The organism is Pseudomonas sp. FW300-N2F2, assembly GCF_017351655.1.
Lineage (GTDB): Bacteria > Pseudomonadota > Gammaproteobacteria > Pseudomonadales > Pseudomonadaceae > Aquipseudomonas > Aquipseudomonas fluorescens_AA.
The window spans coordinates 1,289,770-1,313,383 of the sequence record NZ_JACNDQ010000003.1 but is presented as its reverse complement, the minus strand read 5'-3'; the positions used below and the strand labels follow the sequence as shown (position 1 = coordinate 1,313,383).

The 23,614-nt window shown below is 61.4% G+C and carries 22 protein-coding genes; 16 read left to right on the top strand and 6 right to left on the bottom strand.

Translation table 11 applies throughout. The annotated features are described in order from the left end of the window. Nucleotides 1-32: 32 nt before the first annotated feature. Nucleotides 33-1,568: an MDR family MFS transporter gene (locus J4E63_RS26555; RefSeq protein ID WP_219738776.1), complete on the top strand. Its 1,536-nt coding sequence runs from the start codon at nucleotides 33-35 to the stop codon at nucleotides 1,566-1,568. A gap of 138 nt (nucleotides 1,569-1,706) precedes the next feature. Here J4E63_RS26555 and J4E63_RS26550 read toward each other — a convergent pair whose 3' ends face one another. Beyond that, on the bottom strand, nucleotides 1,707-3,056 hold the full coding sequence (locus J4E63_RS26550) for an MFS transporter (protein WP_207283784.1): 1,350 nt from the start codon (nucleotides 3,054-3,056) through the stop codon (nucleotides 1,707-1,709). Nucleotides 3,057-3,415: 359 nt separating this feature from the next. Here J4E63_RS26550 and J4E63_RS26545 point away from each other — a divergent pair, with 359 nt between their 5' ends. After that, nucleotides 3,416-5,593, top strand: a complete 2,178-nt coding sequence (locus J4E63_RS26545; protein ID WP_060738892.1) for a hypothetical protein — start codon at nucleotides 3,416-3,418, stop codon at nucleotides 5,591-5,593. 287 nt (nucleotides 5,594-5,880) lie between these two features. On the opposite strand, the gene J4E63_RS26540 is transcribed toward J4E63_RS26545, so the two are convergent. Further along, nucleotides 5,881-6,186, bottom strand: coding sequence for a DUF2288 domain-containing protein (locus tag J4E63_RS26540; protein ID WP_053119051.1), 306 nt, complete (start codon nucleotides 6,184-6,186; stop codon nucleotides 5,881-5,883). Nucleotides 6,187-6,526: 340 nt separating this feature from the next. Between J4E63_RS26540 and J4E63_RS26535 the strand changes: the two genes are divergently transcribed. From J4E63_RS26535 to J4E63_RS26495, 9 genes are all read left to right on the top strand, one after another. Then, complete coding sequence (locus J4E63_RS26535) at nucleotides 6,527-7,654, top strand: branched-chain amino acid ABC transporter substrate-binding protein (RefSeq protein ID WP_103308796.1); 1,128 nt, start codon at nucleotides 6,527-6,529, stop codon at nucleotides 7,652-7,654. A gap of 230 nt (nucleotides 7,655-7,884) precedes the next feature. After that, the gene (gene livH / locus J4E63_RS26530; RefSeq protein ID WP_060738894.1) at nucleotides 7,885-8,808 is read left to right on the top strand and encodes a high-affinity branched-chain amino acid ABC transporter permease LivH; all 924 of its coding nucleotides are present in this window, start codon (nucleotides 7,885-7,887) and stop codon (nucleotides 8,806-8,808) included. After that, on the top strand, nucleotides 8,805-10,061 hold the full coding sequence (locus J4E63_RS26525; protein WP_060738895.1) for a high-affinity branched-chain amino acid ABC transporter permease LivM: 1,257 nt from the start codon (nucleotides 8,805-8,807) through the stop codon (nucleotides 10,059-10,061). Before livH ends, J4E63_RS26525 begins: the two co-directional genes overlap by 4 nt. Next, on the top strand, nucleotides 10,058-10,825 hold the full coding sequence (gene livG, locus J4E63_RS26520; RefSeq protein ID WP_060738896.1) for a high-affinity branched-chain amino acid ABC transporter ATP-binding protein LivG: 768 nt from the start codon (nucleotides 10,058-10,060) through the stop codon (nucleotides 10,823-10,825). The genes J4E63_RS26525 and livG overlap by 4 nt, the downstream gene beginning before the upstream one ends. Next, nucleotides 10,826-11,527, top strand: coding sequence for an ABC transporter ATP-binding protein (locus tag J4E63_RS26515; protein ID WP_003184675.1), 702 nt, complete (start codon nucleotides 10,826-10,828; stop codon nucleotides 11,525-11,527). Nucleotides 11,528-11,802: 275 nt separating this feature from the next. Continuing rightward, nucleotides 11,803-12,108, top strand: a complete 306-nt coding sequence (locus tag J4E63_RS26510) for a DUF2282 domain-containing protein (RefSeq protein WP_060738898.1) — start codon at nucleotides 11,803-11,805, stop codon at nucleotides 12,106-12,108. Between the two features lie 25 nt (nucleotides 12,109-12,133). Further along, nucleotides 12,134-13,003, top strand: coding sequence for a DUF692 domain-containing protein (locus tag J4E63_RS26505; RefSeq protein ID WP_207283783.1), 870 nt, complete (start codon nucleotides 12,134-12,136; stop codon nucleotides 13,001-13,003). Beyond that, nucleotides 13,000-13,758 (top strand): DUF2063 domain-containing protein, encoded by a 759-nt coding sequence (locus J4E63_RS26500; RefSeq protein ID WP_207283782.1) that lies wholly within the window; start codon nucleotides 13,000-13,002, stop codon nucleotides 13,756-13,758. The genes J4E63_RS26505 and J4E63_RS26500 overlap by 4 nt, the downstream gene beginning before the upstream one ends. Then, nucleotides 13,755-14,234 (top strand): DoxX family protein, encoded by a 480-nt coding sequence (locus tag J4E63_RS26495; protein WP_060738901.1) that lies wholly within the window; start codon nucleotides 13,755-13,757, stop codon nucleotides 14,232-14,234. Before J4E63_RS26500 ends, J4E63_RS26495 begins: the two co-directional genes overlap by 4 nt. A 122-nt stretch (nucleotides 14,235-14,356) precedes the next feature. Here J4E63_RS26495 and J4E63_RS26490 read toward each other — a convergent pair whose 3' ends face one another. After that, a complete protein-coding gene (locus tag J4E63_RS26490; RefSeq protein ID WP_072409622.1) occupies nucleotides 14,357-15,271 on the bottom strand; it encodes a LysR family transcriptional regulator in 915 nt (304 codons plus the stop codon). Nucleotides 15,272-15,375: 104 nt separating this feature from the next. Here J4E63_RS26490 and J4E63_RS26485 point away from each other — a divergent pair, with 104 nt between their 5' ends. From J4E63_RS26485 to J4E63_RS26475, 3 genes are all read left to right on the top strand, one after another. Continuing rightward, complete coding sequence (locus J4E63_RS26485) at nucleotides 15,376-15,975, top strand: short chain dehydrogenase (RefSeq protein ID WP_207283781.1); 600 nt, start codon at nucleotides 15,376-15,378, stop codon at nucleotides 15,973-15,975. A 61-nt stretch (nucleotides 15,976-16,036) separates the two neighbouring features. Then, nucleotides 16,037-16,711: a COG3650 family protein gene (locus J4E63_RS26480; RefSeq protein WP_092165973.1), complete on the top strand. Its 675-nt coding sequence runs from the start codon at nucleotides 16,037-16,039 to the stop codon at nucleotides 16,709-16,711. A 73-nt stretch (nucleotides 16,712-16,784) separates the two neighbouring features. Then, nucleotides 16,785-18,398, top strand: coding sequence for an NAD(P)/FAD-dependent oxidoreductase (locus J4E63_RS26475; RefSeq protein WP_092443776.1), 1,614 nt, complete (start codon nucleotides 16,785-16,787; stop codon nucleotides 18,396-18,398). 167 nt (nucleotides 18,399-18,565) lie between these two features. On the opposite strand, the gene J4E63_RS26470 is transcribed toward J4E63_RS26475, so the two are convergent. After that, nucleotides 18,566-19,660, bottom strand: coding sequence for a PLP-dependent cysteine synthase family protein (locus J4E63_RS26470; RefSeq protein ID WP_207283780.1), 1,095 nt, complete (start codon nucleotides 19,658-19,660; stop codon nucleotides 18,566-18,568). Nucleotides 19,661-19,929: 269 nt separating this feature from the next. On the opposite strand from J4E63_RS26470, the gene nhaA reads away from it, so the two are divergent. Next, a complete protein-coding gene (nhaA, locus tag J4E63_RS26465) occupies nucleotides 19,930-21,117 on the top strand; it encodes a Na+/H+ antiporter NhaA (protein ID WP_207283779.1) in 1,188 nt (395 codons plus the stop codon). Nucleotides 21,118-22,092: 975 nt separating this feature from the next. Here nhaA and J4E63_RS26460 read toward each other — a convergent pair. Continuing rightward, on the bottom strand, nucleotides 22,093-22,557 hold the full coding sequence (locus J4E63_RS26460) for a glycine zipper 2TM domain-containing protein (protein WP_024776354.1): 465 nt from the start codon (nucleotides 22,555-22,557) through the stop codon (nucleotides 22,093-22,095). Between the two features lie 170 nt (nucleotides 22,558-22,727). On the opposite strand from J4E63_RS26460, the gene J4E63_RS26455 reads away from it, so the two are divergent. Continuing rightward, a complete protein-coding gene (locus J4E63_RS26455; protein ID WP_207283778.1) occupies nucleotides 22,728-23,012 on the top strand; it encodes a hypothetical protein in 285 nt (94 codons plus the stop codon). Here J4E63_RS26455 and pdxH read toward each other — a convergent pair. Beyond that, complete coding sequence (gene pdxH / locus J4E63_RS26450) at nucleotides 22,960-23,607, bottom strand: pyridoxamine 5'-phosphate oxidase (RefSeq protein ID WP_192262272.1); 648 nt, start codon at nucleotides 23,605-23,607, stop codon at nucleotides 22,960-22,962. The genes J4E63_RS26455 and pdxH overlap by 53 nt on opposite strands. Nucleotides 23,608-23,614 lie beyond the last annotated feature (7 nt).

Here is a 23,614-nt window from a genome sequence, read left to right as displayed (position 1 = left end):
GCGGGCTTCGTCCCATTCGCCTCTTCGGCGCAATGCCCGCAGGTTCTGCCGTGACTCAGCTCAATACACTCCAAGCCCCGAAACCGGCCATCCGCAGCGTGCTGGTGGCCCTGATGCTGGCGATTTTCCTGGGCGCGCTGGACCAGACCATCGTCGCCGTCTCGATGCCGGCCATTTCCGCACAATTTGCCGACGTCAGCCTGCTGGCCTGGGTGATTTCCGGCTACATGGTCGCCATGACCGTAGCGGTGCCCATCTACGGCAAGCTCGGCGACCTCTACGGACGCCGGCCGTTGATGCTGTTCGGCATGGGCCTGTTCACCCTGGCCTCGCTGTTCTGTGGCCTGGCGCAAAACATGGAGCAACTGGTGCTGGCGCGGATCGTCCAGGGCATCGGCGCTGGCGGGATGATTTCGGTGAGCCAGGCGATCATCGGCGACATCATCCCGCCCCGCGAGCGGGGCCGCTACCAAGGGTATTTCAGCAGCATGTACGCGGTAGCCAGCGTGGCCGGGCCGGTGCTCGGTGGCTACATGACCGAATACTTGTCGTGGCGCTGGGTGTTCTGGATCAACCTGCCACTGGGCCTCACGGCCTGGTGGGTGGCCCGACGCACCCTGGTGGGGCTGCCAGTACCGCAACGCACGCCGATCATCGATTACCTGGGCACCGTGTTGCTGATCATTGGCCTGACGGCGTTGCTGCTGGGGATCACCGAGGTCGGCCAGGGCCATGCCTGGCACAGCCGTGAAGTGCTGGGGTTGCTGGGTTGCGCGGGGATAGCCCTGGGGACGTTCGCCTGGTACGAGCGCCGGGCGCGGGAACCGTTGCTGCCGATGCACCTGTTCGCCAACCGCAGCGCGGTGCTGTGCTGGTGCACGGTGTTCTTCACCAGTTTCCAGGCGATTTCCCTGACGGTGCTGGTGCCATTGCGCTTCCAGAGCGTGACCGGCGCCGGTGCCGACAGTGCGGCATTGCACTTGTTGCCGCTGGCGATAGGGCTGCCGATCGGTGCGTATTTCGCCGGCCGCCGGACCTCGGTCACGGGGCGCTACAAGCCGATGATCCTGAGCGGTGCCCTGCTCTTTCCCTTCGCCATCCTCGGCATGGCCTTCACTGCGCCTGACGCGTTCTGGCTCAGCAGCCTGTTCATGCTGCTCAGCGGCATCGCCTCCGGCATGCAGTTCCCCACGTCGCTGGTGGGTTCGCAGAACTCCGTCCACCAACAGGACATCGGCGTCGCCACCAGCACCACCAACCTGTTCCGTTCCCTTGGCGGCGCGGTGGGCGTGGCGTTGATGTCGGCCTTGCTGCTGGCCTTGCTGCAGGACTCAAGCCTGGCCCAACTCGCCGGCGCGTCGCTGATCGGTGAAGGACATGCCGGCAACGTCTTGCTGGACGGCCTCAACGCCGCCCCGGGCGAGGCCCAGAACGCCTTGCGCCAGGCATTGCAGGCGACATTCCGGCATTTGCTGTTGATCAGCGCGGCGGTATCGCTGTTGGGGCTGGCGGCTGCGGTGGCGATGCCCAATCGCTTGCTGCGTGGGCGGGATGAGAAGGCTGGGTAACCTGTAACACACCACCCCGTGGCGAGGGAGCTTGCTCCCGCTGGGCTGCGAAGCGGCCCCACAAATGTTGCGGTCGCTGCGCAACCGGGCGGGAGCAAGCTCCCTCGCCACAAAAGCCATCGTTGCCACACAATCTCTTTAGGCCGTCGCCGCGACACCCTCCGACATCACCTCCGCGCTCATCCCGTCCTTCATCCGCTTGGCATCGCGCACGAAGCAGCGTGACGCCAGGAACAGGAACACCATGGTCAACAGCAGCGCCACCGGGATCAGGTACATCGCATCGTGCAGGCCGATGGCCTTGAATGCTTCGGTCATCTGGTCGACACCCGCGCTGGCCATGGCCGTGCGGGCGAAGTAGTCGGACAAGCCGCCCACCACCACCGGCCCCAGGCCGCCGCCGAGCAAATACAGCCCGGCAAAGTACAACGCCATCGCCGTGGCGCGCAGGCGTGGCTCCACCACGTCCTGGATCGCGGTGTAGACGCAGGTGTAAAAGTTATAGGCAAACAGCCAACCCACGCTGAACACCGCCACGAACACGCCGATTTCAATGCGCCCGGCATGCAGGGCCCACGCCGTGGTGACCGTCGAAATCGCCAGGCTGAACGCTGCAAACAGCAGGCGGCCGTTGGGCACGCGCTGGTGGATCTTGTCCGCGACCCAGCCGCCCAGGGTCAGCCCGAACAACCCCGTCACGCCCACCATGATCCCGGTGGCCACGGCCGCCTCGTGCAGCGGCATCAGGAAATAACGTTGCAGCATTGGCACCAGGAAGGAGTTGCAGGCATAGGTGGCGAAGTTGAAGCACAGCCCTGCCAGCACCAGCCACAGGAAGGTGGGAATCGCCAGCACCCGGCGAACCGGCTTGTCGATCTTTTCCTGGGAGACCTGCACGGTTTCCGCCGCGCCGCGCTTGGGCTCCTTGATGAAAAACATGAACACCGCCAGCACCAGCCCCGGTACCGCCGCGATGAAGAACGGCGCACGCCAGCTGTCGAACGCCTTGACCATCGCGCCAATGGTGAAAAACGCCAACAGCAGGCCCAGGGGCAGGCCGAGCATGAAGATGCCCATCGCCCGAGCCCGACGGTGGGCCGGGAACAGATCGCCAATCAGTGAGTTGGCGGCTGGCGCGTAGCTGGCCTCACCGATACCGACACCCATGCGCACCACCAGGAACGCCCAGAAACTGCCCACCAGGCCGTTCACCGCCGTCAGTCCGCTCCAGGCCGCCAGGCCCCAGCCCATCAACTTGCTGCGCGAACCGGTATCGGCCATGCGCCCCAGCGGCAAGCCGGCAATGGCATAAACGATGGTGAAGGCGGTGCCGATGATGCCGATCTGGAAATCGCTGAGGCTCCACTCCATGCGGATCGGCTCGATGATGATCGCCGGGATGGTGCGGTCGAAGAAATTGAACAGGTTGGCCAGGAACAACAGGAACAGAATGCGCCAGGCATTCGCCGCTTGGGTCGAGTTCTGCATGGGTCCGTCTCTTTTATTGTTATGGGCCAACGGTCCGTGGCCTGGATATGCAATCTAGACAGCGGCACGGGAGCTGTCTCCAATCATTCGCAAGGCTGATACCCGCCCATGGGACGCGGCGTATTTCTTGATGCCGATCAAACTCCTGTAACAATTGCCATCATTTTGCCTTTTGCTGGTTAAAGATCGAAGTCCGGTGGCCGATTCAACGTGATCAGGAAAAGATTATCCCGAGCGCTGCTCAGGCTGCAGCCCTGACCGCTTGGACCGATTTTCGCGTTTATCCAGGCGCGAACTCCCATCCGCGAGCGTTCGATGACCGCATTCGTCGAGCCACCAGTTCAGGCACATGGCGCACAATGACCTCAAAAAAAACAGCCACTGCGGTATCCGATCTGACCTTGAGCCCGGCCGCCAACGGCCCGGAAGTCTCGAAGCCGTCGAGCCCCCCGCGCCCTCTGTCGACCCAGCAGTATCTGTATTTCACCGAAACCAACACCGACCGTATCCTCGATAACCTCGACGGCCTGCGTGACACCGTGTTCCCGCGCCCGCCGCACCTGGTGGACGACGAATACGACCGCGCCCAGCAGGAGTTCCCGTCGGTGTGCCTGATCGGCCTGGGTCGCTGCGGCTCCAACATCGCCCTGGACGTGGCCGAGCTGGTGTACAACGCCCGCAAGTTCTACCTCAACGAATTCAACGCCGAAGACAAAGGCTACAGCGACAAGGGCTACAGCCCCGCACAATGGATTCGCAACAACCTGCGCCTGGGCACCAGCAAGGCCAGCAAGCCGGTGTTCCTGGTAGAGCCGCTGGTGATGCTCGGCGACCTGGACAAGGACATCGCCGGGCGCATCCGTTTCTCGCGCAAGGGCGAAAAAAGCGGTTTCTTGCGCGACTACAGCAAAATGAAAATCATGGACCTGTCGGAAGTCCACGCCGGTGGTGCCGGTAACGCGCCGATCCTGGGCCAGTACCTGGCCAAGATCATCCTGAACAAGGACACCCAGCGCTTCTCCAGCCCCGACTGGAAAATGATCCACTCGTACCTGATCGACAGCTGCGGCATCAAGGCCAACCAGTCGCGCCTGTACTTCTCGATCTTCAGTGCCGGCGGCGGTACCGGCTCGGGCATGGCCTCGGAGTTCGGCCTGGCCCAGCAGTACTCGTACATGAACAAGACGTTCGACACCAAGCCGATGGACGAACACGACAGCAAGAGCGGCCACTCCTTCGTCTTCGAGCCGATCTTCACCAGCGGCATCTGCGTGCTGCCGAACATTTCCGACCACCGCAGCGAAATGTCCGAAGCCTTGCACATCAACGCCGGACGCCTGCTGTGCAAGTACCTGTCGGAAGAATGGGATTTCTCGTACAACTTCGCCAATGAAGACAGCAGCGAAGCCAGCGTGATGGGCCGTATCCGCCCGTGGAACGCGATGATGCTGATCTCCAACGACATCATGCGCTACGCCGAAGAAAGCGATGACGGCAACATCCAGAACATTGATGTCAATGCCATGGAGAAGCACGCCAACCAGTACATCTCCCAGCAGATCTTCAACATCCTGACGGCCCAGGCCGTCACCACCGACTACGACCAGAACTACTTCCGCCGTGCCGGCATCGACATCGGCGAAACCATTCGCCTGGACGCCAACGACCTGTTCATGAGCCTGGCCGGCCCGGTGGCAATCGCCTACGCCGAGTCCGTCGTCCCGGAAACCCCGGTGCCGAGCGGCGACAAGTTCAAGGTGTTCGAGAAAGAGCCGCCGCGCCTGAACATCGACGACCTGTTCTTCCGTTCCATCGACCTGCCGCACTTCAACAAAGTCACCCAGGCCATCGAAGGCATCAGCCTGTTGCCGATCGAATCCAAGCGCTACCGCGCCTCCCTGGAGCAATACAAGAATTCCGGCTACGACGCCGCGGCCCTGCATGACCTGCACTTCTTCAAGAACTGCTCGTCGGTGGTGTCCATCGTCTCCTTGCCCAAGGACTACAAGCTGTCCTACATGGACCTGAACCGGCTCAAGACCCACCTCAACAGCCTGTTCCCCAACACCACGCTCAAGCGTTACGCGTTGGTGATCGGCGCCTCGGCGAACCTGTCGCTGACCACCCTGATCGCCAAGAGCCCGTGCCTGTCGGATGATTTCCTGACCTTGATCGTCGCCTTCATCAAACGCTGCTTCGCCCGCACCCCGTACCGTTTCGACGAAACCCTGGACAACTCGATCCTGGACTTCATCATCAATGAAGACTTCGACGAAGCACGCATCGACGACCTGCTCAACGAATTCGAAAACCCGGCGAAGATCCTCGACACCAACTGGTACGCGATCAAGCCGATGTACGAGAAGAAGTACCGCGAGCTGATCAATGACAAGGATAAGTTCGTCTCGATCAACGACATCCGCCTGTCCCGCGACTGCGTGAAGAAATCCATCAAGTACCTGCGCGAGATCTACCGTCACCGCATTGGCAAGACCAAGGTTATTTCCCTCAATAACCATACTGGCAGGACTTACTGAGGCTGGTGCAGGGACCGCGTCGCCTCGATCGCGAGCAAGCTCGCTCCCACAAGGGTTTGTGTACACAGGCCCACTGTGGGAGCGAGCTTGCTCGCGATAGCGGTCCTGAATCCTGCACCTGAACAACATCCAGAAACAATTGAGCAGCCCAAAGGCTGCTCCATGAACTGTTCCCGTTACGTATACGTCACCCTGCCCTGTGGCGTTTCGCCACGGCAGGGTGCCATCACGCTACTCACCTACACACTTTTTCAAACGCAAAAACACGAACCAACTTGGTGCGCCAATCAATTCGACGCCCTTTCCTGGATCATAATCCACGGCGAAACCACCACCGCCCAAAGCTGCGGATCGCGCTCCAGAAAATCCAGCGCCCGCGTTTCAGACAGCTTGGCGAGCTGGTCGGCGGCCAGCCAGGCGGCGACTTTGGTACCTTCGTCCTGGGCGACGGCCTCGGCGGCGGCGATCAAATCCAGTGCCGGATCGACCCACAATAGGGCACCCTTGGCAAAGAACGGCTCCAGCTCTTTCCAGGTGATGGATGCGGTTTCTCCAAGCAGCTTGGCATAGAGGGTGCTAGGTTCTTGATTCATGGGACCTGTCCGGAAAAGAAATCGGCGCGAATGATAACGTCGGTGGTCTGGCAGAAAAACCCGGTAGCAAATTGCGGTACCGATTGAAAAGCGCAGGAAAGCCAAGGATTGCCGAAACGACCGGACAACCCCCGCCGCTATTCTGTCTTTTTCTTTCAATTAAGCGACACCCCCAGGTTTTGCCCCCAAGCGCCAGCTTCCCTTGCCAACAATGGGCGCTCTACACTGTACCGGTACAGTTGCCGGGGGCATTTTCCGCGAGGGTATCCAAGATATCTGACCCGGTTCTGCTGCTACGGCGCCAGGACTATAAAAACTACAACAGCATGAGTGGAGCACTATGACTAAGGCTACTAAGCAGATTTCCAAACTGTTTGCCGCTATGGTTCTGGCCGGGGTTGCCAGCCATTCGTTTGCCGCCGACACCATCAAGATCGGCATCGCCGGCCCCAAGACCGGCCCTGTAGCCCAATACGGCGACATGCAGTTCAGTGGCGCGAAAATGGCCATCGAACAGATCAACGCCAAGGGCGGCGTCGACGGCAAGCAGCTCGTCGCCGTCGAATACGATGACGCCTGTGATCCAAAACAAGCGGTCGCGGTCGCGAACAAAGTGGTCAACGACGGCGTCAAGTTCGTGGTCGGCCACCTGTGCTCCAGCTCCACCCAGCCAGCTTCCGACATCTACGAAGACGAAGGCGTGGTCATGATCACCCCGGCGGCTACCAGCCCGGACATCACCGCTCGCGGCTACAAGATGATCTTCCGCACCATCGGCCTGGACAGCGCCCAAGGCCCTGCGGCCGGCAACTACATCGCCGACCACGTCAAGCCGAAGATCGTTGCGGTCCTGCACGACAAGCAGCAGTACGGTGAAGGCATCGCCAGCGCCGTGAAGAAAACCCTCGAAGGCAAAGGCGTGAAAGTGGCCGTCTTCGAAGGCGTGAACGCCGGCGACAAAGACTTCTCCTCGATGATCGCCAAGCTCAAGCAAGCCAACGTCGACTTCGTCTACTACGGCGGCTACCACCCGGAGCTGGGCCTGATCCTGCGTCAATCCCAGGAAAAAGGCCTGAAGGCCAAGTTCATGGGTCCGGAAGGCGTGGGTAACGACTCCATCTCGCAAATCGCCAAGGAATCCTCCGAAGGCCTGCTGGTGACCCTGCCGAAATCCTTCGACCAGGATCCGGCCAACGTTGCCCTGGCTGACGCGTTCAAGGCCAAGAAAGAAGACCCGAGCGGTCCGTTCGTGTTCCCGTCCTACTCCGCAGTGACCGTGATCGCTGACGCCATCAAGGCTGCCAAGAGTGAAGACGCAGGCAAAGTGGCTGAAGCCATCCACGCCGGCACCTTCAAGACCCCTACCGGTGACCTGAGCTTTGACGCCAAAGGCGACCTGAAGGACTTCAAGTTCGTGGTCTACGAGTGGCATTTCGGCAAACCTAAAACCGAAGCTTCGCCTCAGTAAGGCCTGGCCTGACTGACTGCCAATAAAGCCCACGGCGTGCCGTGGGCTTTGTTTTAAATGTATTGGGCCGCGCTGGCGTGATCCGCCAGCCTCCCCACCTGAAAATCTCAAAACCGTCATCAGCGGTTCGCTGGCAAACCTCGTGTTCGAAGTGGATGCAGATCCACGGGGCCCGGGCGGGAAAATGACTCCACCAGTGAAATGCGTATCAGGTTTTTAGGAGCGCTGTAATGCCTGACATCTATCACTTCTTCCAGCAGCTGGTTAACGGCCTGACCGTTGGCAGCACGTATGCCCTGATCGCCATCGGCTATACGATGGTCTACGGCATCATTGGAATGATCAACTTCGCCCACGGCGAGGTGTACATGATCGGCTCCTACGTGGCGTTCATCGCTATCGCCGGGCTGAGCATGATGGGACTCGACAGTGTCCCGCTGTTGATGACCGCGGCGTTTCTCGCGAGCATCGTCGTCACCAGCTCCTATGGCTACAGCATCGAACGGATCGCCTACCGCCCCCTGCGCGGCAGCAACCGTCTGATCCCGCTGATCTCCGCCATCGGCATGTCGATCTTCCTGCAGAACACGGTACTGCTTTCGCAAGACTCCAAGGACAAATCCATTCCCAACCTGATCCCGGGCAACTTTGCCATCGGGCCAGGCGGGGCACATGAAGTGCTGATTTCCTACATGCAAATCGTGGTGTTCGTGGTGACCCTGGTCGCCATGCTCGGCCTGACGCTGTTCATCTCCCGTTCCCGCCTCGGCCGCGCCTGCCGCGCCTGTGCCGAGGACATCAAGATGGCCAACCTGCTGGGCATCAACACCAACAACATCATCGCCCTGACCTTCGTCATCGGTGCGGCCCTGGCGGCCATCGCCGCGGTGCTGTTGAGCATGCAATACGGCGTGATCAACCCCAACGCCGGCTTCCTCGTGGGCCTGAAGGCCTTCACCGCCGCGGTACTGGGCGGCATCGGCAGCATCCCCGGGGCGATGCTCGGCGGGTTGGTGCTGGGCGTGGCGGAAGCCTTTGGCGCCGACATCTTCGGCGACCAGTACAAGGACGTCGTGGCGTTCGGCTTGTTGGTTCTGGTTCTGTTATTCCGGCCGACCGGCATCCTGGGCCGCCCGGAGGTTGAGAAAGTATGACTAGGCATCTCAAATCGGCGCTTTTCAGCGCCCTGCTGGTCTGGGCCGTGGCCTACCCGGTACTGGGTCTTAAACTGACCATCGTCGGCATCAACCTGGAAGTGCACGGCACCAGCCCGGCGATCCTGGCGACCATCGCCGTGTGCTCGCTGCTGATGTTCGTGCGCGTGCTGTTCAGCACGCAGATCAGCGCGGCGTGGAAGTCTTCGCCCGGCCTGCCGGTGATCCCGGCCAAGGCCAGCCACTTCCTGACCCTGCCGAGCACCCAGCGCTGGATCGTGCTGGGCCTGATCGTCGTGGCCCTGGTGTGGCCGTTCTTCGGCTCTCGCGGCGCGGTGGACATCGCCACGCTGATCCTGATCTACGTGATGCTGGGCCTGGGCCTGAACATCGTCGTAGGCCTGGCCGGCCTGCTGGACCTGGGTTACGTCGGCTTCTACGCCGTCGGCGCCTACAGCTACGCGCTGCTGTCCCACTACTTCGGCCTGAGCTTCTGGATCTGCCTGCCCATCGCCGGGATGATGGCCGCCACCTTCGGTTTCCTGCTGGGTTTCCCGGTCCTGCGCTTGCGCGGCGACTACCTGGCGATCGTGACCCTGGGTTTTGGCGAGATTATCCGCCTGTTCCTGCGCAACCTGACCGACATCACCGGTGGCCCGAACGGCATCAGCAACATCGAGAAACCGACGTTCTTCGGCCTGACCTTCGAACGTAAAGCCGCCGAAGGCCTGCAGACCTTCCACGAGTACTTCGGCTTGGAATACAACTCGATCAACAAGGTGATCTTCCTCTACCTGGTTGCCCTGTTGCTGGCCCTGGCCGCGCTGTTCGTCATCAACCGCCTGCTGCGCATGCCGATCGGCCGCGCCTGGGAGGCACTGCGTGAAGACGAAATCGCCTGCCGTGCCCTGGGTCTCAACCCAACCGTGATCAAACTGTCGGCCTTTACCCTCGGCGCTGCGTTCGCCGGTTTTGCCGGCAGCTTCTTCGCCGCTCGCCAAGGCCTGGTGACGCCGGAATCCTTCACCTTCATCGAGTCGGCGATCATCCTCGCCATCGTGGTGCTGGGCGGGATGGGCTCGCAGTTGGGCGTGATCCTGGCGGCGATCGTGATGATCCTGCTGCCGGAAATGATGCGTGAATTCAGCGAATACCGCATGTTGATGTTCGGCGCCTTGATGGTGCTGATGATGATCTGGCGTCCTCAAGGTCTGCTGCCTATGCAACGCCCCCACATGGAGCTGCGCAAATGAGCCGCGAGATCCTGAAAGTCGAAAACTTGAGCATGCGCTTCGGCGGTTTGCTGGCGGTCAACGGCGTGGCCCTGACCGTGAAAGAGAAGCAAGTGGTTGCCCTGATCGGGCCGAACGGCGCGGGCAAGACCACCGTGTTCAACTGCCTGACCGGCTTCTACCAGCCCACCGGCGGCACCATCCTGCTGGACGGCGAGCCGATCCAGGGCCTGCCCGGCCACCACATCGCCCGCAAGGGTGTGGTGCGTACCTTCCAGAACGTGCGCCTGTTCAAGGACATGACGGCGGTCGAGAACCTGTTGATCGCCCAGCATCGTCATTTGAATACCAACTTCTTTGCCGGCCTGTTCAAGACCCCAGCGTTCCGCAAAAGCGAACGCGAGGCCATGGAGTACGCCGAGTACTGGCTGGACAAGGTCAACCTCACCGAGTTCGCCAACCGTACCGCCGGCACCCTGGCCTACGGTCAGCAACGGCGCCTGGAAATCGCCCGCTGCATGATGACCCGTCCGCGGATCCTCATGCTCGACGAGCCGGCCGCCGGCCTGAACCCCAAGGAAACCGAAGACCTGAAAGCCCTGATCGGCGTGCTGCGTGAGGAGCACAATGTCACCGTGCTGCTGATCGAGCACGACATGAAGCTGGTCATGAGCATTTCCGACCACATCGTCGTGATCAACCAGGGCACGCCCCTGGCCGACGGTACGCCGGAACAGATCCGCGACAATCCTGAAGTGATCAAAGCCTACCTGGGGGAAGCGTAAATGCTGCAGTTCGAAAACGTTTCCACCTTCTACGGCAAGATCCAGGCCCTGCACAGCGTCAACGTCGAAGTCCGCCAGGGCGAAATCGTCACGCTGATCGGTGCCAACGGTGCCGGCAAATCCACCCTGCTGATGACGCTCTGCGGTTCGCCCCAGGCCCACAGCGGCAGCATCCGCTACATGGGTGAGGAACTGGTGGGCCAGGACTCGGCGCGGATCATGCGCAAGAGCATCGCCGTGGTACCTGAGGGCCGTCGGGTATTTGCCCGACTGACCGTGGAAGAAAACCTCGCCATGGGCGGATTCTTCACCGACAAGGGCGACTATCAGGAACAAATGGACAAGGTCCTGCACCTTTTCCCACGCCTGAAAGAACGCTTTACCCAGCGCGGCGGCACCATGTCCGGCGGCGAACAGCAAATGCTCGCCATCGGCCGTGCGCTGATGAGCAAACCCAAGCTGCTGCTGCTCGACGAGCCTTCCCTGGGCCTGGCACCGATCATCATCCAGCAGATCTTCGACATCATCGAGCAACTGCGCAAGGATGGCGTGACGGTGTTCCTGGTGGAGCAGAACGCCAACCAGGCGCTGAAAATCGCCGACCGGGCGTACGTGCTGGAGAACGGCCGGGTGGTGATGCAAGGCACCGGTGAAGCCCTGCTGACCGACCCGAAAGTGCGCGAGGCGTATCTGGGCGGTTGAGTCTGTCACAGTAAAAGAAACGGCCTTCGGGCCGTTTTTTTTGCCCGGACCGCCCGCAATCCCCTGTGGCGAGGGAGCTTGCTCCCGCTGGGCTGCGCAGCGGCCCCAAGATTTTGCGGTTGCTGCGCAACCGAGCGGGAGCAAGCTCCCTCGCCACGGGTTTTGCAGTGCATAAAAAAATCGAGAGTCCGCTGTAACGCTTTCCCACCTCCCTTCTCTAGTTCAGCAGACCGGCGCTAACGCCGGTTCATTTCCCTGAAGACTGGAGAATCACCATGACTGCTTCGACCCGTACCCTGTCCGCCGCTGCCTTGGTCCTCGCCCTGGGTTCTGCCCTGAGCATGACAGCCGTCCCGACCGTTCACGCAGCCGACGACACCATGGAAAAATGCTTCGGCGTCGCCCTCAAAGGCAAGAACGACTGCGCCGCCGGCGCCGGCACCACCTGCGCCGGCACCGCAAAAATGGACTATCAGGCCAACGCCTGGAAATCGGTCCCGAAAGGCACTTGCACCACCATGGAAAGCAAAACCTCCCCCACCGGTTTCGGCCAGCTCGAAGCGTTCAAAGCCAAGTCCTGATCGCATCTGCCTGAGGCCTGCCACCATGTTGGATACCCTTTCTCTCGCCACCGATAGCCGGTTGCCGCCAAGGGCAGGGCTGGGGCTCAAGAGTGCGCATTTTCGTGAGGTACTCCAGACCCGACCGGACCTGGGTTTCTTCGAGGTGCACGCGGAAAACTACATGGTGGCCGGCGGGCCGCTTCATCACTTCCTGGGGCTGATACGCGAACAATATCCGCTGTCGTTGCACGGCGTCGGCCTGTCGATCGGTGGGGAGGGGCCGCTGGATGTCACGCATGTGCAGCGCCTGGCCGCCTTGATCGAACGCTATCAGCCCCAATCCTTTTCCGAACACCTGGCCTGGTCCAGCCACGGCCCGGTGTTCCTCAATGACTTGCTCCCCCTGGCTTATGACGAAGCAACCCTCGACCGGGTCTGCGAACACGTCGACCAGGTGCAGTCCAGCCTCAAGCGCACGCTGTTACTGGAAAACCCGGCCACCTACCTGACCTTTGAAACCTCGACCTTCGACGAGCCACAGTTCATGAGCGAAGTGATCCGTCGCACCGGCTGCGGCCTGCTGCTGGATGTGAACAACGTCTACGTTTCGTGCATCAACCATTGCCGCGATCCATTGGCCTACCTCGACGCCCTGCCTCTGCATGCGACCGGCGAAATTCACCTGGCCGGCTTCGCCGAAGACTCCGACAGCCTCGGCGAGCGCCTGTTGATAGACGATCACGGCGCACCCGTCGACCACGCGGTCTGGCAACTGTATCTCCAGGCACTGGAGCGGACCGGGCCAGTCGCCACCTTGATCGAGCGCGACAACCACATCCCCGCATGGGAAGTGCTGCTGGCCGAAGCACGCCAGGCCGATCAACTGTTGAGCGCCGCCGGAGCCCGGCAATGAGCAACCAGCACGCATTTGCCGCCGCCCTGCTCGACCCGCGCAAAGCGTGTCCGCCGGGCCTGGTCAGCGCCAATGGGGCGGCCCCGGAAAGCCGTTTCGCGGTGTACCGCAACAACGTGCTCAGCTCATTGATCAATGCCCTGGCCGACAACTACCCGGTGGTGGTGCAACTGGTGGGCGAGGAATTCTTCCGGGCCATGGCCGGGGTCTATGTCCAATCGACGCCGCCGCGCAGCCCGGTGATGAACGACTACGGGGGCGACTTTGCCGAGTTCATCGAACACTTCGAGCCCGCCGCCAGCGTGCCTTACCTGACGGACGTCGCCCGGCTGGAGCGACTGCATGTGCAAGCCTGGCATGCCGCCGACGCCAAGCCCATGGAGCAAGAACGAATCGTGGCAGCGCTGTCGTCCCCAACGCTGACGGGGCACCTGAAGATCGGGCTTCACCCGTCACTGCGGCTGCTGCAATCCCCCTACGCCGTGGTGACGATCTGGGCCGCCCATCAGCACCAGGCGCCCGTACCGTTCGAAACGTTTCCCGCGCAAAACGCCTTGGTGCTGCGCAACGGCCTGGAGGTGGAAGTGTTTGCGATCAGTCGCGCTGCCCATGGGTTCATCGCAGCCCTGCAACAAGGCTTTTCCCTGACGGCTGCCATCGAGGCCTCAATCGATCTTGACCTGGAACACACCCTGGCGGGGCTCATCCGCCACCAGGCCATCACCCATCTCCTAGCCGAACAGGTATCCCCATGAACGCCCTGATTGCCAGTTTCATTCAATGGCTGGAGAAAATCCCCCACAGCCTGATCGCCTTCGTCGCACGCTTCTCGATTGCCGCCGTGTTCTGGAAATCCGGCCAGACCAAAATCGAAGGACTGGCCATCGACCTGTTCGACGGCACCTTCCAGATCGGTCTGCCGCGACTGGCGGACTCGACCATTCCACTGTTCAAAAGCGAATACGCCCTGCCGCTGCTGTCGCCGGAACTGGCCGCGCACCTGGCGGCCACTGCCGAGCATGTCTTCCCGGTGATGATCCTGCTTGGCCTGGCGACACGTTTTTCAGCGCTGGCCTTGCTGGGGATGACCTTGACCATCCAGGTGTTCGTCTACCCGGACGCCTACCCGACCCATGGCACCTGGGCGGCGGTCTTGCTCTACCTGATGGCCCGTGGACCGGGGGTGTTGTCGATCGATCACCTGATAGCCAAGCGTTACGCCCACGGCTGAACACAGATCCCCTGTGGGAGCGAGCTTGCTCGCGATAGCGGTGGGTCAGCTTGCACAAATACCGGATGTACCACCGCCTTCGCGAGCAAGCTCGCTCCCACAAGGGATATCAAATGACCGGGTTATCGCTGTAGCCGATCCAGCGCCTCGCCGCTGCGCTTGAACCAGTCGATCAAATAGTCGGCCAGCACCTGGGTGCGCTTGGGCAGGCCACCCTGGTACGGGTGCACCAGGTACATCGGCATGCGCCGGGTCTGGTAGTCGCGCAGCAGCCAATGCAAGCGTCCGTCAGCCAACTCTTCATGCAGCAGGTACGACGGCAGCCGGGCGATTCCGGCACCGGCCAGGGCGGCTTTTTTCAGCAGGCTGTAGTGATTGCTGGCGAACGGCCCCGACACTCGGACCCGCAACAGTTCGTGTTGTTGGTGGTAAAGCCATTCTTCCCGGCCGCTGTAGTGGCTGTTAAGCAAACAGCGGTGCTCGGCCAGGGCCTGGGGCGTCTCAGGCTCGCCATAGTGTTCGAGGTAGGCCGGGCTGGCGCAGGTCATTTCGTGCCACGCCAACAATGGTCGGGCCACCAGCCGCTCATCGATGGCGGCGTCGGAACGGATCGCCAGGTCGAAACCATCGCGGCTCAAGTCACGGTAACCGTTGTTGAGCTCCAGTTCGATCTGCACGTTGGGATACGTGCGCGCGAACTCCATCAGCAAGCCCTCGAAGAAGGTTTCACCCAACGAAACAGGAACCGTCATACGCACCGGCCCGGAAATGTCATCCTTCAACCGAGCCAATGCCTGACGCGCCCTTTCCACCTGCACCAGTAGCGCCTGGGCCTGAGGCAACAACGCCGCCCCTGCCGCCGTGAGGCTCAAGCGCCGTGTGGTGCGTTGCAGCAACACCACCGAAAACCGACTTTCCAACAGGCTGATGCGCTTGGACAACTGGCCCTTGCTGCACCCCAATTGCTGGGCCGCCAAGGTAAAACTGCCGGCCTCCATCAACACGGCGAACGCCGCCAGGTCATCCATTTCGCTCATTGGATTGTTTCCAAATGAAAACCAAAGGTTGCCTATTAGCACGATTATCACTGGAAAGAACCCCTCTAGACTGAAAACTCGTTCAACCCATTAAGGAACAGCTCATGAAAATCCTCTTGATCGGCGCCAACGGCACCATTGGTTCGGCCATTGATAAAGAACTGTCGCCCCGCCACGAAATCGTTCGGATCGGCCGCCACAGCGGTGAATTGCAGGTGGATATCAGCGACAGCGCCTCGATTCGCGCCCTGTTCGAGAAGACTGGCCGTTTTGACGCCCTGGTCTGCGCCGCCGGCAACGTCACCTTCGCGCCCCTGGCCGACATGACCGAAGACAGCTTTGCCTTGGGCTTGAAAGACAAGCTGATGGGCCAGGTCAACCTGCTGCTGATCGGTCGCGAATTCGCCAATGACGGCGCATCCTTCACCTTCACCACCGGCGTGCTCAGCCACGACCCGATCAAGAGCGGTGCTTCGGCGGCCCTGGTCAACGGCGCCCTGGACAGTTTCGTGCGCGCCGCGGCAATCGAGTTGCCACGGGGCATGCGGGTCAACTCGGTGAGCCCGAACGTGCTGCTGGAAGCCATGGGCAAATACGCGCCTTATTTCCGCGGCTTCAAACCTGTCCCCGCAGTGGATGTGGCATTGGCCTACGCCAAGAGCGTCGAAGGCCTACAAACCGGTCAGACCTTTCACGTGGGCTAACACCCCTTGTGATGCAGGATCAGTCTGAGTAACGTGGCGGCACTTGTCTGGAGACCCAATGATGCGTGCCGCCCGCTCCCTGCTGTTTGTCGCCCTACTGCCGCTGTTCACCGGCTGCCAATTGCTCGACACCCCACGTCAGAGCGCCTCCCACGCCGGCCAGACACGCCTGCAGGGCGAACTCACGGCGGCCGACGGCAAACTGGTGTTCCAGCCATGCCAGGAACAGCGCCGCTACATCGTCAACGACAGCGGTGGCACCAGCGTGCTGCAACAGGCCGCCAGCCTGGCCGATGACCAAGGCAAACTGTTTGCCGATGTACGTGGCCGTATCGTTTCCAGCGCAGCGGCCGGCACCGACAGTCAGTTGGACGTTGAACAGCTGTATCGCCTGGAACGCTCGGGAACGGCTTGCGAAGACGTCGACTTCAAACGAGTGATCCTGCGCGCCGCGGGACACAGCCCTGAATGGACGCTCAAGGCCAGTGGCAAGGGCCTGGTGCTGGACCGCGAAGGCCAGCCGCCGCTGGCGGTGCCTTACGTCGAGGAGCAATTGGGCGATGGCCGCTTCAACTTGGGCACCGAGGCCAACGGCCAGAAAGTCGAGCTGTGGGTCACACCTGCGCGTTGTGTCGACAGTGTCAGCGACAGCGTGCAACACATGAGCGCCGAGTTGCGGGTCAACGGCCAGGTCCAACGCGGCTGCGCCTACTTCGGTGGCGCGCGCGACGACTGATTCACAGCTTTTGGCTTATAATCGCCGGTTCACGCCCTGGTGCAGTTGTGCATCCCGCGAACCGGACCCCGCCATGTTACGAATCACCGAACTCAAGCTGCCAATCGATCACCCCGAAGAGGACCTGCGCCCTGCCATCGTGCAGCGCCTGGGCATCGCCAGCGATGACCTGCTCGACTTCACCCTGTTCAAGCGCAGCTACGATGCGCGCAAGAAATCCTCCGAACTGTGCTTCATCTACACCATCGACCTGACAGTGCGTGATGAAGCCAGCCTGCTGCGCAAGTTCGCCGATGACCGTAACGTCAACGAAGCGCCGGATGTCAGCTACAAAGTGGTGGGCCAGGCACCGGCCGACTTGAGCGAGCGACCGATCGTGGTCGGCTTCGGCCCGTGCGGGATTTTCGCCGCCCTGTTGCTGGCGCAGATGGGTTTCAAGCCGATCATCCTCGAACGTGGCCCGGAAGTGCGCCAGCGCACCAAGGACACCTGGGGCCTGTGGCGCAAAAGTGTGCTCAACCCCGAGTCCAATGTGCAGTTCGGTGAAGGCGGCGCAGGGACGTTTTCCGACGGCAAGCTCTACAGCCAGATCAAGGACCCGAAATTCCTTGGCCGCAAGGTCCTGCACGAATTCGTCAAGGCCGGGGCGCCGGAAGAAATCCTCTACGTCAGCAAGCCGCACATCGGCACGTTCCGCCTGACAGGCGTGGTGGAAACCATGCGTGAGCAGATTCGCGCCCTGGGCGGCGAAGTACGCTTCCAGCAGCGGGTCACCGACGTGCTGATCGAGGACGGCCAACTGGTCGGCGTCGAATTGGCCGGCGGTGAACGCATTCATTCGAAACACGTGATCCTGGCCCTCGGCCACAGCGCCCGGGACACATTCCGTATGCTCCACAGCCGTGGCGTGTATATGGAAGCCAAGCCGTTCTCGGTGGGTTTCCGCATCGAACACCCGCAATCGCTGATCGACAGCGCGCGCCTGGGCAAGTACGCCGGCCATCCGAAACTCGGCGCCGCCGACTACAAACTGGTGCACCACGCCAAGAATGGCCGCTCGGTGTACAGCTTCTGCATGTGCCCGGGCGGCACCGTGGTAGCGGCGACGTCCGAGCCGAACCGCGTCGTCACCAACGGCATGAGCCAGTATTCGCGCAATGAGCGCAACGCCAACTCTGGCATCGTCGTCGGCATTACCCCGGAAGTGGATTATCCGGGTGGCCCGCTGGCCGGCATCGAGTTGCAGGAACGCCTGGAGTCCCACGCGTTCGTACTCGGCGGCAGCAACTACGAGGCCCCGGCGCAACTGGTGGGCGATTTCATCGCCGGCAAGCCGTCTACGGCACTGGGCAGCGTCGAACCTTCCTACAAGCCAGGGGTATCCCTGGGTGATCTGGCCCTGGCCTTGCCGGACTTCGCCATCGAAGCCATCCGCGAAGCCTTGCCGGCGTTCGAGAAACAGATTCGCGGCTACTCGCTGCACGACGCCGTGCTGACCGGCATCGAAACCCGCACCTCATCGCCCCTGCGCATCACCCGCAACGAATCGCTGCAGAGCCTGAACGTCAAAGGCCTGTTCCCGGCGGGTGAAGGCGCCGGTTATGCGGGCGGGATCCTGTCGGCGGGGGTGGATGGGATTCGGATTGCCGAGGCCGTGGCGCGAGATATCCTTGGCCTCGAGGCCTGAGGGGACACTGCTGTTCACTCAAGGCAGCCACAGGCCCAAGTAAACAGCATTACCCTGTGGGAGCGAGCTTGCTCGCGATGGCGGCCTGGCATTCAACACAGATGTTGACTGATCCACCGCTATCGCGAGCAAGCTCGCTCCCACAGGGGATCTCAGGGTTTCAAGATTCAGATATTGGCCCGCAACACACTCTCTGGCAGTGCCTCGCCCCGCTCCACACTCGCCGCCACGATATCCATCAGCCCGCTCAACTCATAGCCTTGGGCCTTGAGCCATGCCGGGTCGTAATAGGTCGTGGCGTAGCGCTCGCCGCCGTCACACAAGATCGCCACGATCGACCCCGACTCCCCCGCATCCGCCATCTGCCGGGCCGCCATGAGTGCGCCGATCAGGTTGGTGCCGCTGGACCCGCCGACCCGTCGTCCCAGACGCTCGGCCAGGTAATGCATGGCCGCCAGCGACAAGGCGTCCGGCACCTTGACCATCGCATCGATGACATTCGGCAGGAACGACGCTTCGACTCGCGGCCGGCCGATACCCTCGATGCGTGAACCGCAATCCAGGCGCAGGCTGGCGTCGCCACTGCGGTAGTAATCGAAGAACACCGAACGCTCGGCGTCGGCACACAGCACGCGGGTGCCGTGCTGGCGGTAACGGACATAGCGTCCCAGGGTGGCCGTGGTGCCGCCGGTGCCGGGGCTGGAGATCAGCCACGTGGGCTCCGGATGCCGCTCGAAGCGCATCTGCTGGAAGATCGATTCGGCAATGTTGTTATTGGCCCGCCAGTCCGTGGCACGCTCGGCATAGGTGAATTGGTCGATGAAATGCCCGTCATGCTCGCGGGCCAAGCGCTCGGATTCGGCGTAGATCTGCGTAGGATCATCCACCAGGTGGCTCTGGCCGCCATAGAAAGCGATCTGTGCGATTTTTTCCCTGGAGGTGGTCGCCGGCATCACCGCAATGAACGGCAGGCCCAGCAACCTGGCGAAGTAAGCCTCGGAAATCGCCGTCGACCCGCTGGAGGCCTCGATCACTGGCGCACCGGGCTTGAGCCAGCCGTTACACAACGCATAGAGAAACAGCGAGCGGGCCAACCGATGCTTGAGGCTGCCGGTGGGATGACTGGACTCATCCTTGAAGTACAGCTCGATGCCCGGCAGGCCAGGCAGCGGCAGCGGAATCAGGTGGGTATCGGCGCTGCGCTGGAAGTCTGCCTCGATGATGCGGATCGCTTCACGGGCCCACTGGCGGTGGTCGTTCATGGTGTGTTTGCTCACTGATCGTGTTCGGCGTGGGGAGATCACGCGGTCGTGCAGGCACGGCTGGAGTTCGGAAAAACCAGACGCCAGCTTAGGAAAAAACCGACATCACGCACAGGTACAGCTAAGGTCCAATATGGTCCGTAACTGCCGACTGCGTGGCGCAGGCCTTGTAACGCCATATAACAAAAAAGAATATAACTTTTGTTTTAACAACTAACAGTACGGGTTAGGGTGTGCCATCTTTTTGATTCGATACATGGAGAGCGATCGTGGCTCTACGCAATTCTCTGACACGTTTTTTTCAACTGGAGGCTGCCAGCGGCCTGCTGCTGATCGCCGCCGCCGTACTGGCCCTGGTCATCAACAACTCACCGCTGTCCTGGTTGTATAACGGCCTGCTCGACACCCCGGTGGTCGCCCAGGTGGGCGCCCTGAAGATCGCCAAACCCCTGCTGCTGTGGATCAACGACGGCCTGATGGCGATGTTCTTCCTGCTTATCGGTCTCGAAGTCAAACGTGAAGTACTCGACGGGCAACTATCAAAGCCGTCGCAAATCGTCTTGCCGGGCGCGGCGGCGATTGGTGGCATGGTGGTGCCGGCGCTGATTTACTGGTTTCTCAACCGCGACAACCCGGCCGCCCTCGCCGGCTGGGCGATTCCGACGGCCACCGACATCGCGTTCGCCCTCGGCGTGCTGGCCTTGCTCGGCAAGCGGGTACCGGTCTCGCTCAAACTGTTCCTGATGACCCTGGCGATCATCGATGACCTGGGCGCCATTATCATCATCGCCATCTTCTATTCCGGCGCCCTGTCGACCTTGTCGCTCATGCTGGCAGCCGCCTGCATCGCCGTGCTGGTGGCGATGAACCGGATGGGCGTGGTCAAGCTCGGGCCCTACATGGTCGTGGGCCTGATCCTCTGGGTCTGCGTGCTCAAGAGCGGTGTCCATGCCACGCTGGCCGGGGTAACCCTGGCGTTCTGCATTCCGCTGCGCACGAAAAACGCCGAGACTTCGCCGCTGCTCTCCTTGGAACATGCCCTGCATCCCTGGGTGGCCTATGGCATCCTGCCGCTGTTCGCCTTCGCCAACGCCGGCCTGTCCCTGAGCGGCGTCACCGTCGAGAGCTTCACCCATCACGTGCCGATGGGCATCGCCATCGGCCTGTTGCTGGGCAAGACCGTCGGCGTCTTCGGCCTGACCTGGCTGGCCGTGAAAATCGGCATCGCCAGCCTGCCCGCCGGCGCCAATTGGGGCCAGGTACTGGGCGTGGCGATCCTGTGCGGGATTGGTTTCACCATGAGCCTGTTCGTCGGCTCCCTGGCGTTCGAACCGGGTGTGAGTGACTACGCTGGCATGGACCGGATGGGGATCCTCACCGGTTCGATCCTGGCGGCGTTGCTGGGTTATGCGGTGACGGCGGCGGCCAGTCGTAATCGGGCTGCGTTGTCTTCCTGACACTTTCCAACACGACAGATCGCTACATCGTTTCGGTGTAGCAATCTGTCTTTAAGTCGAGTCGGGTCCTCGATATCCGTCCCTATCGGTATTTAGGAAAGTAGTAATTAATGAAAAAGTAGAAGTAGAGTTGGTGTGTATATCCGTTTCTGCGGTAACGGCTACTTATGGTTCCGCTCTTACAGCGGGTCACTTTTGGAAAAGCGCCAAAAGTAACCAAAAACGCTTTGCCCCCACCACTCGGTGCCTCGCCTAGGCTCGGCATGCCTGAACGAAGGCATCGCTCCGTGGGCCGCCGCGAAGGGCCATCCATGGCCCAGCGCGGCTAACCCGGCATCCATGCCGGGTTGCCCACTGCGCAATACCTTCGTTCAGCCAGCGTGGTTAATGGGGCGCCGAGATCAACATCTAAAGCAGAGCAAGAGCAAGAGCAAGAGCAAGAGCAAGAGCATCTAAGTTGAATAGCAACTATCGCGAGCAGGCTCGCATCAAGTTCTCAGCAAGCACAAAACTGATATAAAACATAGAACCATTGTGGGAGCGAGCTTGCTCGCGATGACGACAGCAGGTCCAACATCTATGTAACTGAACTACCGCTATCGCGAGCAAGCTCGCTCCCACACTGGGGCTGGGTAAAATCCGGAAGAACCAGGCCGGCTATAAGGCCGCCTCGCTTCGGCTTTTGATCTGGGGCGCCCCGTTAACCACGATGGCCGAACGCAGGCATTGCGCAGTGGGCACCTCGGCATGGATGCCGAGGTAGCCGCGCTGGGCCATGGATGGCCCTTCGCGGCGGCCCACGGAGCAATGCCGGAGTGAGGGCATGCCGAGCCTAGGCGAGGCACCGAGTGGTGGGGCAAGAGCGTTTTGGTTACTTTTGCGCTTTTCAAAAGTGACCCGCTGTAAGAGCGGAACCATAAGTAGCCGTTACCCCAACAACGGATATACACACAACTCTGGAATCCCTCCCGTAAATTAGTGCGATACGCGACTCGTACCACCCACAGTGGAAATACGAACCCGCTCACCCACACGGAACACCTCGTTTTCCTGAACCTGCTGCACATAGGCACGCATGCTGCCGTCATCTTCACGAACGGTAATTTCCACACCCTGGGTGCGGGTCAGGCCTTCTTCAGTGGCGGAACCAATCAGGCCACCCGCCACGGCGCCGATCACGGCAGCGACGATGCTGCCACGGCCACCACCGATGGCGCTGCCACCGACACCACCGACCACAGCACCGGCCGCTCCGCCGATAGGAGTCTTGGTGCCTTCGATCTTGACCGGACGCAGGGATTCGATGGTCCCCATGCGAATCGTCTGCACGCGACGCGCTTCGTCACGGGAGTAGGAGTCACCGGTCAGGCTCGACTGACAGCCAGTGAGCAACATCGCCATCGTGGAAAAAGAAGCAACCAGCAAAACAGACTTACGCATAGCATCAACTCCAAAAGACAGGGATTCATTAAACTCCGCAGCTTGACGCCTGTCACGGCCTCGCCGGGATAAAATTGTTTTCATTCAGGTGGGATACAGGCGCGCCCGAAAAATTCACCAAACAGTAGCGTCAATTTCCAAAACCTGCGTCATCAACCCTGGAATTTTTCATGGATTATTTCATTATCGTCGCCACCACCGTGGCCGGTTTGTACTTCCACTGGTGGCTGTACGTGCGGATCAAACGCTGGGGGGATCGCGATCTGGCGCTTTCACTGGCGGGGCCGGATGGGCAAAAGAAAACCTACATGTTGCAACAATTGGCCCGTGCCCAGGCACAAGGCATCAAGCGCCGTGACCTGCCGCAATGGCTCCAGACCGCCGCGGCAGGTTATCCCGATGCTAAGGCGCCAGACGCTCGCGAGTCCACTGCGCCCCTTGCAGGCGATAGTTGAGGCGATCGTGCAGGCGGCTCGGACGGCCCTGCCAGAACTCGATGCGTTCGGGCAGCAGGCGATAACCGCCCCAATGCTCGGGACAGTGTGGCTGGCTGTCGCTGAAGCGCTGCTCGGTGGCCTTGAGCAGGTCTTCCAGTTCGCCGCGCCCGGCAATCACGCGGCTCTGAGGTGACGCCCAGGCGCCCAAACGGCTGCCCAGCGGGCGAACTTGGTAGTAGGCGTCCGATTCCTGCGCCGTGACCTTCACCACTTTGCCCTCGATGCGCACTTGGCGCTCAAGGGTCGGCCAGAAAAACGTCATGGCCGCAAACGGGTTCGCGGCCAGTTGCTGGCCCTTGGCGCTGTCATAGTTGGTGAAGAACGTGAAACCCTGGGCATCCAAACCCTTGAGCAGCAGGATCCGGCAGTGCGGACGTCCCTGCTCATCCACCGTGGCCAGGGTCATGGCGTTGGCCTCCACCGGGGCCTGTTCGGTCTTTACCGCGTCGGCGAACCATTGGTGGAACAGGGCGAACGGCTCGGCCGGGGCTTGCGCCTCGGTCAAACCGTCGCGGGTGTAGTCGCGGCGCATATCAGCCAGCGCTTGGGTCATGGCGCAT

Bases quoted from the DNA above. Each gene is read 5' to 3' on its own strand.
- J4E63_RS26460 (WP_024776354.1), bottom strand. From the start codon at position 22,557: ATGCGTAAGTCTGTTTTGCTGGTTGCTTCTTTTTCCACGATGGCGATG.
- J4E63_RS26470 (WP_207283780.1), bottom strand. From the start codon at position 19,660: ATGAACGACCACCGCCAGTGGGCCCGTGAAGCGATCCGCATCATCGAG.
- J4E63_RS26495 (WP_060738901.1), top strand. From the start codon at position 13,755: ATGAACGCCCTGATTGCCAGTTTCATTCAATGGCTGGAGAAAATCCCC.
- livG (WP_060738896.1), top strand. From the start codon at position 10,058: ATGAGCCGCGAGATCCTGAAAGTCGAAAACTTGAGCATGCGCTTCGGC.
- J4E63_RS26490 (WP_072409622.1), bottom strand. From the start codon at position 15,271: ATGAGCGAAATGGATGACCTGGCGGCGTTCGCCGTGTTGATGGAGGCC.
- J4E63_RS26535 (WP_103308796.1), top strand. From the start codon at position 6,527: ATGACTAAGGCTACTAAGCAGATTTCCAAACTGTTTGCCGCTATGGTT.
- J4E63_RS26480 (WP_092165973.1), top strand. From the start codon at position 16,037: ATGCGTGCCGCCCGCTCCCTGCTGTTTGTCGCCCTACTGCCGCTGTTC.
- J4E63_RS26485 (WP_207283781.1), top strand. From the start codon at position 15,376: ATGAAAATCCTCTTGATCGGCGCCAACGGCACCATTGGTTCGGCCATT.
- J4E63_RS26455 (WP_207283778.1), top strand. From the start codon at position 22,728: ATGGATTATTTCATTATCGTCGCCACCACCGTGGCCGGTTTGTACTTC.
- J4E63_RS26510 (WP_060738898.1), top strand. From the start codon at position 11,803: ATGACTGCTTCGACCCGTACCCTGTCCGCCGCTGCCTTGGTCCTCGCC.
- livH (WP_060738894.1), top strand. From the start codon at position 7,885: ATGCCTGACATCTATCACTTCTTCCAGCAGCTGGTTAACGGCCTGACC.
- pdxH (WP_192262272.1), bottom strand. From the start codon at position 23,607: ATGACCCAAGCGCTGGCTGATATGCGCCGCGACTACACCCGCGACGGT.
- J4E63_RS26500 (WP_207283782.1), top strand. From the start codon at position 13,000: ATGAGCAACCAGCACGCATTTGCCGCCGCCCTGCTCGACCCGCGCAAA.
- J4E63_RS26545 (WP_060738892.1), top strand. From the start codon at position 3,416: ATGACCTCAAAAAAAACAGCCACTGCGGTATCCGATCTGACCTTGAGC.
- J4E63_RS26540 (WP_053119051.1), bottom strand. From the start codon at position 6,186: ATGAATCAAGAACCTAGCACCCTCTATGCCAAGCTGCTTGGAGAAACC.
- J4E63_RS26525 (WP_060738895.1), top strand. From the start codon at position 8,805: ATGACTAGGCATCTCAAATCGGCGCTTTTCAGCGCCCTGCTGGTCTGG.
- J4E63_RS26475 (WP_092443776.1), top strand. From the start codon at position 16,785: ATGTTACGAATCACCGAACTCAAGCTGCCAATCGATCACCCCGAAGAG.
- J4E63_RS26515 (WP_003184675.1), top strand. From the start codon at position 10,826: ATGCTGCAGTTCGAAAACGTTTCCACCTTCTACGGCAAGATCCAGGCC.
- J4E63_RS26550 (WP_207283784.1), bottom strand. From the start codon at position 3,056: ATGCAGAACTCGACCCAAGCGGCGAATGCCTGGCGCATTCTGTTCCTG.
- J4E63_RS26505 (WP_207283783.1), top strand. From the start codon at position 12,134: ATGTTGGATACCCTTTCTCTCGCCACCGATAGCCGGTTGCCGCCAAGG.
- J4E63_RS26555 (WP_219738776.1), top strand. From the start codon at position 33: ATGCCCGCAGGTTCTGCCGTGACTCAGCTCAATACACTCCAAGCCCCG.